The 9,526-nt window shown below is 62.7% G+C and carries 9 protein-coding genes; 7 read left to right on the top strand and 2 right to left on the bottom strand.

All coding sequences use genetic code 11. The features are described from left to right. Positions 1 to 65: 65 nt before the first annotated feature. Both EOA13_RS02790 and EOA13_RS02785 read right to left on the bottom strand, forming a co-directional pair. Positions 66 to 380, bottom strand: coding sequence for a MocE family 2Fe-2S type ferredoxin (locus EOA13_RS02790; protein ID WP_027161041.1), 315 nt, complete (start codon positions 378 to 380; stop codon positions 66 to 68). 97 nt (positions 381 to 477) lie between these two features. After that, positions 478 to 1,569, bottom strand: a complete 1,092-nt coding sequence (locus EOA13_RS02785; RefSeq protein ID WP_127289518.1) for a fatty acid desaturase family protein — start codon at positions 1,567 to 1,569, stop codon at positions 478 to 480. 169 nt (positions 1,570 to 1,738) lie between these two features. Between EOA13_RS02785 and EOA13_RS02780 the strand changes: the two genes are divergently transcribed. From EOA13_RS02780 to EOA13_RS02740, 7 genes are all read left to right on the top strand, one after another. After that, positions 1,739 to 2,770: a LacI family DNA-binding transcriptional regulator gene (locus EOA13_RS02780; protein WP_127289516.1), complete on the top strand. Its 1,032-nt coding sequence runs from the start codon at positions 1,739 to 1,741 to the stop codon at positions 2,768 to 2,770. 301 nt (positions 2,771 to 3,071) lie between these two features. Continuing rightward, on the top strand, positions 3,072 to 4,013 hold the full coding sequence (locus EOA13_RS02775) for a sugar ABC transporter substrate-binding protein (protein ID WP_024502009.1): 942 nt from the start codon (positions 3,072 to 3,074) through the stop codon (positions 4,011 to 4,013). A 114-nt stretch (positions 4,014 to 4,127) separates the two neighbouring features. Beyond that, on the top strand, positions 4,128 to 5,204 hold the full coding sequence (locus EOA13_RS02770) for an ABC transporter permease (RefSeq protein ID WP_023810654.1): 1,077 nt from the start codon (positions 4,128 to 4,130) through the stop codon (positions 5,202 to 5,204). A gap of 2 nt (positions 5,205 to 5,206) precedes the next feature. Continuing rightward, positions 5,207 to 5,974 carry an ATP-binding cassette domain-containing protein gene (locus EOA13_RS02765; protein WP_127289514.1) on the top strand — a complete coding sequence of 256 codons (768 nt, stop codon included), beginning with the start codon at positions 5,207 to 5,209 and terminating at the stop codon, positions 5,972 to 5,974. 116 nt (positions 5,975 to 6,090) lie between these two features. After that, positions 6,091 to 7,086, top strand: coding sequence for an inositol 2-dehydrogenase (iolG, locus tag EOA13_RS02760; RefSeq protein ID WP_027039991.1), 996 nt, complete (start codon positions 6,091 to 6,093; stop codon positions 7,084 to 7,086). A 33-nt stretch (positions 7,087 to 7,119) separates the two neighbouring features. Then, positions 7,120 to 7,914 (top strand): SDR family oxidoreductase, encoded by a 795-nt coding sequence (locus tag EOA13_RS02755; RefSeq protein WP_127289512.1) that lies wholly within the window; start codon positions 7,120 to 7,122, stop codon positions 7,912 to 7,914. A 501-nt stretch (positions 7,915 to 8,415) separates the two neighbouring features. Next, positions 8,416 to 9,507: a 3-deoxy-7-phosphoheptulonate synthase gene (locus EOA13_RS02740; protein WP_127289506.1), complete on the top strand. Its 1,092-nt coding sequence runs from the start codon at positions 8,416 to 8,418 to the stop codon at positions 9,505 to 9,507. Positions 9,508 to 9,526 lie beyond the last annotated feature (19 nt).

The raw sequence follows: 9,526 nt of genomic DNA, 5'->3' as shown, positions 1-9,526 counted from the left end.
CGCCAAGCCCGCCCCCCCGCCGCATTCGCCGGCGCCGATGATGACCATTCCCCTCGCCATATCAGTCATCCGATCTGAATCAGGACTTTGCCGGCATCGACCTTGACCGGATAGGTCTTCAGGTTGACGCAGACCGGCGCGCCGCGGGCGTCACCCGTCTTGTAGTTGAAGCGGCCATTGTGCTTGGGGCATTCGATGATGTCGTCCATCACCAGCCCGTCGGCCAGGTGCACCTTTTCATGCGTGCAGAGGCCGTCGGTGGCGAAGAACTCGTCGTCGGGGCTGCGATAGATGGCGAAGGTACGGCCGCCATGATCGAAGCGCATCACATCCTCCTCGTCTATGTCGCCGGTGGCGCAGGCCTCGACCCAGTCGCTCATTCAAGTCCTCCCCAAAAGCAAATCCAGGAAAATTGCGCAGCGGTTTTCCGCCCGGAATTGCGTTAAAATAAACAGTCCAGATCTGATGGAAGCACGATCATTCCGCCGCGGCGGCGATAGTGTCGTTGTGGAATTCTTCGCGATATGGCCGTGCGGTCGGCGGCAGCTCGCGCTTGAGGAAATAGTCCTCGTTGCGCAGCTGGCGCAGGAAGACCGGGATCATCTCGCGGTAGCCGGCCAGGATCGACGGTGTCGGTTCCGGCAGATCGTGCTTGATCAGTTCGTGCAGCCTCGGCAGCGCATGGTACGGCACCATCGGGAACATGTGATGCTCGACATGGTAGTTCATGTTCCAGTAGATGAAGCGGCTGATCGGGTTCATGTAGACGGTGCGGCTGTTCAGCCTGTGGTCGGTGACGTTATCGGCCAGGCCGCCATGCTGCAGCAGCCCGACCATGACATGGTGCCAGGCGCCATAGAGCCTGGGCAGGCCGACCAGCATCAGCGGCAGGAACGAACCGGTGTAGAGCGCCAGCCCGACGGTGGCGGCATAGATCGCCGTCCAGATGTGGGCGACGCGGATCGCCTTGGGCTGTTCCTGTTCGGGAATAAAGGTCTTTTCGGCGGCGCTGACGGTGCCGGCGGCGTTGCGCAGCATGTCTGACATCGCATGCCAGGCATCGAGCACACCGACGAAGCCCAGCATGGCGCGAACCAGATCAGGCGGCCGCATGACCGAGATTTCCGGGTCGCGGCCGACGATGACGGTGTCGGTGTGGTGGCGCGTGTGGCTCCAGCGCCAGGTCACCGGATTGCGCATGATCATGAAGCAGGCGACCTGATAGACCGCATCGTTCATCCACTGCGTCCGGAAGGCGGTGCCATGACCGCATTCGTGCCAGCGCGAATCCGTCGAGGAGCCGTAGAGGACGCCATAGACGAAGAAGAACGGCACGCACCACCAACTGCCCCAGAACCAGGCGCCGCCGGCGCCGCTGACGATCAGCGCGGCGAACCAGATTGCCGTATCGCGGATCGCCGGCCCGTCGGAGCGCTGCATCAGCTCCTTCATCTGCTTGCGGGACACGTCGGTATGATACCACTCGGCGGCCGACAGGCCGGTCTCGACGGCGAGCCTGGCGTCGCGGCCGATCAGGCTGTAGTCACGCCGGGACGGCGCAGTGGACATGATTGCCTCCCTCGGCAAAGGCATCCGCCAGAGCGAATGCCATGAAATCCTTTGGCTTCGAGCATCAAAGTAACGCCGACTGATGATAGACTCAACATCACAAAGATAGTTTCTATCATTTCCCATCAGCATGATGTACGAAGGCTCAGGCAAATCCGACGAGGCAAGCATGGTGAAGCGGCCGACAATATCAGATCTGGCGCGCATCTCGGGCGTCAGTGTCGCCACCGTCGACCGCGTGCTGAACAACCGGCTGCCGGTGCGTGAAGAGACAGCGCGCCGCGTCTACGAGACCGCTACCGATATCGGCTACCACGCCGCCGGCCTTATCAAGCAGCGCATGCGCCAGGAATTGCCGGAGTACCGGCTGGGCTTCCTGCTGCTGCGGGGCAATGATGCCTTTTACGGCGACTTCGCGCGGGAACTTGAACTGGCCATCTCGCAATCGCAACGCTTCCGCGGCGTTGCGACCATCGATTTCGCCAGTTCCCTGGCTCCCGACGAAATCGCCTCCCAGATGCGCAGGCTGGCGGCGAAATCGAGGGCCATCGCCGTTGTCGGTCCGGACCATCCGACCCTGACAGCGGTCGTGGAAACCTTGAAGGCGAGAGGGCAGCCGGTCTTTTCGGTGCTGTCCGACTTTGCCGCCGGCATCCGGGAGGGCTATATCGGCCTCGACAACCGCAAGGTCGGGCGCACCGCCGCATGGATGATCTCCAAAGCAGCCAGGCGGCCCGGCAAGGTCGCCCTCTTCGTCGGCAGCCACCGCTTCCACGGCCATGAGCTGCGCGAGATCGGCTTTCGCTCCTTCTTCCGCGAGCATGCGCCGGAGTTCAGCGTGCTTGAAACGCTGGTCAATCTGGAAGCCAACCAGGTGACCCATGACGCGATGATCGATCTTCTGGCACGTTATCCGGATCTTGCCGGCTGCTACGTCGCGGGCGGCGGCATGGAAGGCGCGGTCTCGGCGCTGCGGGCAGCGAAGCCCGCGACCATGCCGGTGGTCGTCTGCAACGAGATCAACGCCGAGTCGCGCGCGGCACTCGCCGACAACATCCTCACCATGGTGATCTCGACCCCGCTCGCCGCCTTGTGCCGTGAGCTTGTCGACCTGATGGCGCATGCCATCGAAACCGGCGCCGCCAACGCTCCGGGCCAGACCTTCCTGCCCTTTGACATCTACCTGCCGGAAAACATCTAGCCCGCCGCCGCGCAAGGCCGCCGAGGCAAATGATAGAATCCATCAGAGCGATGCGTAAATCGGCCGGCAGGCCGCGGAATCGCCCTTGACGCCCCGATGTGAAATGGAATAAATATTTCATCATCTGTGTATTTTGGTTCTTTCGTTCCGGAACATCTGTTTCAAACAGAGGGTTTGACGTTCCAGCCAGGAGGCAAGCGTCATCCGGAATAGAAAAATATCAGGGAGAGATTCCCCGGGGAGATCGGGGATTCCGGATAAATCGGTGAAACCGGACACCAATATGTGGAGGAGAAACACAATGAAGAAATTGATTTTGGGCGTCGCCTTCGCGGCGCTGATGAGCTCATCCGCCCTGGCCGCCAAGGTTGGCGTGTCGATGGCCAAGTTCGACGACAACTTCCTGACCGTGCTGCGCAACGGCATGATCGAGCAGGCCAAGGGCATGAGCGGCGTCGAGCTGCAGGTCGAGGACGCGCAGAACGACGTTGCCAAGCAGCTTGACCAGATCAAGAACTTCGCCGCCTCGGGCGTCGATGCCATCATCGTCAACCCGGTCGACACTTCGGCCACGCAGGCGATGTCGGACGCAGCCGCGGCAGCCAAGATCCCGCTGGTCTATGTCAACCGCGAGCCGGTCAATGTCGACACGCTGCCCGACAACCAGGCCTTCGTCGCCTCGAACGAAGCCGATTCCGGCACGCTCGAGACCAAGGAAGTCTGCCGCCTGTTCAAGGAAGCCGGCAAGAAGGAAGCCAATGTCTATGTGATCATGGGCGAGCTTTCCAACCAGGCCGCCGTGCAGCGCACCAAGGACATCGACGATGTGATCGCGACGCCGGATTGCAGCTTCATCAAGATCATCGACAAGCAGACGTCGAACTGGAACCGCGACGAGGCGCAGAACCTGATGACCAACTGGCTGTCGACCGGCAAGCCGTTCGACGGCGTCATCGCCAACAATGACGAAAGCGCCATCGGCGCCATCCAGGCGATGAAGGCCGGCAACATCGACATGAAGGCGGTTGTCGTCGGCGGCGTCGATGCCACCCAGGACGCGCTGGCGGCAATGCAGGCGGGCGACCTCGACGTAACCGTGTTCCAGGACGCGGCCGGCCAGGGCGCCGGCGCTCTCGATGCGGCGCTCAAGCTCTCCAAGGGCGAGAAGGTCGAGCACAAGGTCTACGTGCCCTTCCAGCTGGTGACGCCGGCCAACATCGACAAGTTCCTGAAGAAGAACTGAGCCGCCAACGGTTCGATACGGAGCGGCGCTCTCGATCGCGACAGCGCCGCTCCCCTCTCTCCCTCAGCGCCGGCACGGCGCGAGGGCGACCGCGGCTGATGGAGGACAGGATACGTGGCACAGACATCTCATGGCGTCGGCGGCGTCGGCTATGATGCGAGGAAGCGCACATGGCCGGCCGAGTTCAATGTTTTCCTGGCATTGGTCATTCTCGTCGTCATCTTCGAACTGATCGGCCGCGTCTTTCTCGGCGACAGCTTCCTGTTCAACACACGCAGCGATGTCGGCGGCATCTTCAACGAAGCGCGCCTGCAGATCATCATCCTGCAGGTGTCGATCGTCGGCATCATCGCCATCGGCGTGACGCAAGTGATCATCACCGGCGGCATCGACCTGTCCTCGGGCTCGATCGTCGGCGCGACCGCCATGATCGCCATGAGCTTCGCCCAGGTGGCGACGGTCAACGGCAACCCCAATCCCAAGGCGATGTTCCTGGCGCAAGGCTGGACGGACCTGCCTGTCATCGTGCCGCTGCTGGTGGCGATCGCCTGCGGCCTGTTTGCCGGGCTGGTCAATGGCGCGCTGATCGCCTACACGCGCATTCCGCCGTTCATCGCCACGCTCGGCATGATGGTGACCGCGCGCGGCATCGCCAAATGGTGGTCCAAGGGCCAGCCGATCTCGTTTCCCACCGAGAGTTTCGCCGGCATCGGCAAAGGCCTGATGCCCGTCGTCATCTTCCTGTCGCTGGCCATCCTGTTCCAGCTGATCATGACCTACACCAGGTACGGCAAGCACTGTTACGCGATCGGCTCCAACGAAGACGCCGCGCGCATGTCCGGCATCAAGATCGCCAACCACAAGATCCTGGTCTACGTCATCGCCGGCATTCTCGCAGCGCTCGCCGCCGTGGTGCTGAGCTCCAAGAACCTGACCGCGCAGTCCGGCATGGGCGTAATGTACGAACTCGACGCCATCGCCATGGCGGTCATCGGCGGCGTCTCCCTGTCGGGCGGCCGCGGCTCGATCATCGGCACGGTGATCGGCTCGCTGATCTTCGGCGTCATCATCTCGGGCTTCACCTTCCTGCGCCTAGACGCCTACTACCAGGAGATGGTCAAGGGCGTGATCATCGTCGGTGCGGTGGTTCTCGACCAGTGGCGCCAACGCCTGCGGGCAATGAGGGCATGACCATGTCAGACATCGTCCTGAAGACCGAAAACCTGACCAAGCGCTATGGCGGCGTGCACGCGCTGGAAGGCGCGAATTTCGAGCTGCGCAAGGGCGAGCATGTCGCCATCATGGGCGACAACGGCGCCGGCAAATCGACCTTCGTGCGCCAGATCACCGGCGTCGAGCAGCGCACCAGCGGCCAGATCTGGTTCGACGGCAAGGAAGTGAATTTTGCCGGACCGATCGAGGCCCGCACGGCGGGCATCGAGACCGTGTTCCAGAACCTGGCGCTGGCCGACGATCTCGACGTGCCTTCGAACCTGTTCCTCGGCCGCGAGAAGGTTTTGTTCAACCTCGGCCCGTTCTCGATCCTCGACCGCAAATACATGCGCAAGGCGACCGAGGCGGCGCTCGTCCGCACGGCGGTGAAGATCCCCAATCTGTCCAACACCATCCGCCACATGTCGGGCGGCCAGCGCCAGTGCGTGGCGATCGCCCGGACGGCGACCTTCGCCTCCAAGCTGATCATCATGGACGAGCCAACGGCCGCCCTTGGCGTACAGGAGACCGCGCAGGTCGAAAACATCGTCCGCACGCTCAAGGACAATGGCGAGCCGCTGATCCTGATCAGCCACAATATGCGCCAGGTGTTCGATCTCTGCGACCGCATCGTCGTGTTCCGGCGCGGCCGCATCGTCGCCAATCTGCGCAGGGAGAACACCGACGGAAACGATATCGTCTCCTACATCACCGGCGCCAAGACCGGGGAGGCGGAACTCGCAGCCTAAAACAGGACGACCACCCTGTTTTAAGGACGATATGCATGCTTGAAGCAATCTTGCCCCTTCCTCAGGGAAGGTGCGGACACAACTCTCTCTAACCCATCCCCCCAGAGGAAATACCCATGACCGTTCGCTTCGCTCTCCTCGGTGCCGGCCGCATCGGCAAGGTCCACGCCCGCGCCGTCGGCTCCAATCCGCAGGCCAAACTCGTTGCCGTTGCCGATGCGTTCGAAAAGGCCGCCAAAGAGCTGGCGAGCGCCTATGGCGCCGAGGTGCGCAGCATCGAGGATATCGAGAAAGCCGGGGATATCGACGCCGTCGTCATCTGCACGCCGACCGACACCCATGCCGATCTGATCGAGCGCTTCGCCAAGGCCGGCAAGGCGATCTTCTGCGAGAAGCCGATCGACCTCAACGTCAAGCGCGTCGAGAAGTGCCTGGCCGTGGTCGAGAAGACCAAGGCGACGCTTATGGTCGGCTTCAACAGGCGCTTCGATCCGCATTTCGCCGCCGTGCGCAAGGCGATCGACGACGGCGCCATCGGCACCGTCGAGATGGTCACCATCACCTCGCGCGATCCCGGCGCGCCGCCGATCGACTACATCAAGCGCTCGGGCGGCATTTTTCGCGACATGACCATCCATGATTTCGACATGGCGCGCTTCCTGCTCGGCGAAGAGGTCGTGGCGGTCAGCGCCCATGCCTCGGTGCTGGTCGACAAGAAGATCGGTGCTGCCGGCGATTTCGATAGCGTCAGCGTCATCCTGGAAACCGCTTCCGGCAAGCAGGCCGTCATCTCCAACTCGCGCCGCGCCACCTATGGCTACGACCAGCGCATCGAGGTGCATGGCTCGAAAGGCATGGTTGCCGCCGAGAACCAGCGCCCGGTGTCGATCGAACTGGCCAACGAGAAGGGTTATACGCGCCCGCCGCTGCACGACTTCTTCATGACCCGCTACCTCGACGCCTATGCCATTGAGATCGCCGCGTTCATCACAGCCGCGACCTCGGGCAAGAAAGCGTCGCCGAGCGGCGCTGACGGCCTCGTCGCGCTGAAGCTGGCGGATGCGGCGCTGAAATCAGCAACGACCGGCAAGACCGTCCGTCTCGACAAGTAAGAAACCTTAGGAAGAAACCACAGGAGCAGAGCGATGAGCGCATCAGCCGATCGCAATTCACAGACACGCGCCATCGTCACCGGCGGCGCCCAGGGGATCGGCTTTGCCGTTGCCGAAGCGCTGGCCGACGAGGGCTGCCGGGCACTGGCGCTCATCGGCCGCTCGCAGGAGAAGGGCGACAAGGCCGTCGCCCATTTCAAGAAAGCGGGCGTCGACGCGATCTTCATCAGCGCCGACGTCTCTAAAGTGGCCGACTGCAAGCGCGCCGTTGCCAACGCGATCTCGCATTTCGGCACCATCAACGCCTTGGTCAATGCCGCCGCGACATCGGCGCGCGGTTCGCTGGTCGAAACCAGTGAAGAGCTTTTCGACACCATCTTCGATACCAATGTGCGCGGCCCGTTTTTCCTGATGCAAGGCGTGGTGGCGCATCTCTTGGAAAAGAAGGCACCCGGCTCGATGGTCAATGTGCTGTCGATGTCTGCGCATACCGGCCAGTCGTTCCTGACGCCCTATTCGACCAGCAAGGGCGCGCTGATGACGCTGACCAAGAACGTCGCCAATGCCTATCGCTACAACCGCATCCGCTGCAACGCGGTGCTGCCCGGCTGGATGGACACAGAGGGCGAGGACATCGTGCAGAAGAAGTGGCACGACGCGCCGGACGACTGGCTGGCAAAGGCCGAAGCGGCGCAGCCGATGGGCCAGTTGGTGAAGCCGGACCAGCTTGCACGGCTGATCAGCTACATGGTGAGCCCGCAGTCAGGCGTCATGACCGGATCGCTGGTCGACTACGACCAGAGCATTGCGGGAGCGTCGCCGGAATAAGGAGCCAGCGCCGCGGCCGGCCCCTTTCTCCCCGTCACTATACGGGGAGAAATGCCCGGCAGGGCAATGAGGGGCAGCACCGACTTTGACAGCTACAGGGTCGATTGAAGTCAGCGCTTTTCGCCCCTGTCCTATCCTCCGACGCAAGTGCCGCCCCTCACCTGCCTGCCGGCATCCTCTCCCCGTATAGTGACGGGGAGAGGGGCGCTCTCTCCAGCGATTTCGCCAACTCATTCATGGCACGTGACAAACGCTTCGGCTTCGACTATATGAGCCTCATGATCAACCTGACCGCCACGTATTGGTACTTTAGGAGCTCGCTGGCGGCGGGAGGATTGCGCTCGATCTGAAGATTGCAGCAACAAGTCCGAACAGCCGCCATACCTGGCGGCTTTTTTGTTTTCAGCCGGCAGGTTCCCTCTAAATCAAAGAGGAGCATGATGTCGTCCGAAAACCGCTTCACACTTTTCGGCATCATGCTCTCGACAGGAGCAGAAAGCCGTGTTGACCACCACAGACGACCTCCGGGTCAAGGAAATCCGAGAACTGAGTACGCCGGACGAGGTGATGCGGGAGATCCCGCGCACTTTGACCGCGACGCGCACCGTCAGCGCGTCTCGCAACGCAACCCATGCCATCTTGAACGGGACCGACGACCGGCTGCTCGTCATTGTCGGCCCGTGTTCGATCCACGATCCGGTCGCAGCCGTCGACTATGCCAGCCGTCTGGCGGCGCTGCGCGAGAGCCTGTCGGACCGGCTGGAGATCGTGATGCGGGTCTATTTCGAGAAACCGCGCACGACGGTCGGCTGGAAAGGCCTGATCAACGATCCCGACCTCGACGGCAGCTTCAACATCGACAAGGGGCTGCGGATGGCGCGCAACGTGCTGTCGGCCGTCAACAATCTCGGCCTCCCGGCAGCGACCGAGTTCCTCGACATGACCACGCCGCAATACATTGCCGACCTGGTTGCCTGGGGCGCGATCGGCGCGCGCACGACCGAGAGCCAGATCCACCGCGAACTGGCCTCGGGCCTCTCCTGCCCGGTCGGCTTCAAGAACGGCACCGACGGCAATCTTCGCATAGCCGCCGAGGCGGTGAAATCCGCCGCCCAGCCGCATCATTTCATGGCGGTGACCAAGGGCGGGCGCAGCGGCATCGCCACGACCACGGGCAATGAGGACTGCCACGTCATCCTGCGCGGCGGCGTTCAGTCCAACTATGATGCGGCGAGCGTCGAAGCCGCCGCTGTGGAACTCGCTCGTATCGGCGTTGCGCCCAGGCTGATGATCGATGTCAGCCACGCCAATTCGGCCAAGAAGCCCGAGAACCAGCCCAAGGTCGCGGCCGATGTCGCCGGCCAGGTCGCGGCGGGCGACGAGCGCATCATCGGCCTGATGATCGAGAGCAATCTCGTCGCCGGCCGGCAGGACGTGGTGCCAGGCAAGCCGCTGGTCTATGGCCAGAGCATCACCGATGGCTGCATCGACTGGGCGACCACCGAGACGGTGCTGCACGGCCTTGCCGGCGCCGTCGAATGGCGCCGCTCGGCACGCCGCGCCATGATCGACAACCGGCAGGGAGCCGCTTGAGCCACTATTGCCGGTCTTT

This window comes from Mesorhizobium sp. M7A.F.Ca.US.011.01.1.1 (genome assembly GCF_003998295.1).
Taxonomy (GTDB): Bacteria; Pseudomonadota; Alphaproteobacteria; order Rhizobiales; family Rhizobiaceae; genus Mesorhizobium.
Note: the sequence above shows the minus strand (reverse complement) of the source record. Positions and strands in the feature narration are given on the sequence as shown.